Origin of the sequence: Deinococcus rhizophilus (genome assembly GCF_030271215.1) — a bacterium.
Classification (GTDB): Bacteria; Deinococcota; Deinococci; order Deinococcales; family Deinococcaceae; genus Deinococcus; species Deinococcus rhizophilus.
Genome location: NZ_JASNGB010000334.1, coordinates 1 through 1147, shown reverse-complemented (window position 1 = coordinate 1147; position 1147 = coordinate 1). Strand labels below are relative to the sequence as shown.

At 72.8% G+C, this 1147-nt stretch carries 1 protein-coding gene and 2 pseudogenes; all 3 read right to left on the bottom strand.

All coding sequences use genetic code 11. The features are described from left to right. A pseudogene (locus QOL99_RS17180) lies at nt 1-216 on the bottom strand (DUF2259 domain-containing protein); the annotation flags it as partial. 5 nt (nt 217-221) lie between these two features. After that, complete coding sequence (locus QOL99_RS17175; RefSeq protein ID WP_285525617.1) at nt 222-725, bottom strand: hypothetical protein; 504 nt, start codon at nt 723-725, stop codon at nt 222-224. Nucleotides 726-906: 181 nt separating this feature from the next. Beyond that, nucleotides 907-1147 (bottom strand): annotated as a pseudogene (locus QOL99_RS17170) (ComF family protein); the annotation flags it as partial.

Below are 1147 nucleotides of genomic sequence, written 5' to 3'. Positions count from 1 at the left end.
GGCCTGGGCCTGGGCGCGGCGCAGCACCGCCCCGGTGGTCGTGCTCAGCACCCACAGCCGGGCCGCCCCGAAGCCGCTGCCGTCCAGACTTCCGGCCTCCACGACCAGGGCGCGGGTGCCGTCGGGCGAGAAGGCGACCCGCTCCACGTCCAGACGGTTTCCGGCCCCGGCCAGGCCCAGCAGGGCCAGGGTCACGCAGGCGAGCAGGCGCCGCACGGCCCCTACCGGAAGCGCACGGTGCCCAGCACCCGCTTGAAGAGGGCGTCACTCCTGGCGAAGCGGGCGGCGCTGTCCGTGACCTGGAAGGAATAGAGGTTCTGGGCGCCGCTACCGAACCACACCCGCATCCGCAGTTCGCCGCCGCTGTGCCGCAGGGAATAGACCCGCTCGGAGCCGCGCACGCCGCCGTAAGCGCTGTTCTTGCCGCCGATCAGCCGCAGGGTGCCGCCCGAGCCCTTCACGCCCGCCTCGAAGTTGCGGAATTCGGTGCTGATGTCGGCGGCCTTGCCCCCCTTGGGCAGAAACAAGAACCGCATCAGCGTGGCGGGCGGCTTCTGCGCCGAGATCACGCTCACGCCCTGGGCACCGTCCTCGGCCTGGAAGCCGTACCAGTCCTGGGGAAGCTGGACGGTAAAGGGCAGGCGCTTGTCGTCGAGGGCCTTGAGGGTCTGGGCCGCCGCCGCGGGCAGGCCAACGGCCAGGGAGAGGAGCAGGGCACGCTTCATGGGCTTCAGCGTAGCGGGTCAAGGTGAGCGCCGCGACCCTGGGGCCCGTCAGGAGTCCTTCCTGTTCGCCTTGCCGCGCAGAGCGGGCCGGAGGACGGCGGGCAGGAAGCGACGGTGACCGGGGAAGGAGGTCTTCAATCGGCACCCTCCCGGTGCGGGAACGGATGGGACGGACACCGTATCAGCGGGCGACGACCGCGAAATAGACCGGCCCCGTGCCCGCCGCGTGCAGGGCGTCGCGGCAGGCCAGCAATGTGTGGCCGGTGGTCAGCACGTCGTCGAGCAGCAGGACCGGGCCAGCCGGGAGCCGCCGGGGGTCGGCCTGAAACGCCCCGGCGAGGTTGGCCCCGCGCTCGGCCGCGTGCAGCCGGGCCTGCTGGGAGGTCGCGCGGGTGCGGCGCAGGGCGGGGACACACGGCACG

Coding starts and splice junctions, on each gene's coding strand:
- QOL99_RS17175 (WP_285525617.1), bottom strand. CDS start 725: ATGAAGCGTGCCCTGCTCCTCTCCCTGGCCGTTGGCCTGCCCGCGGCG.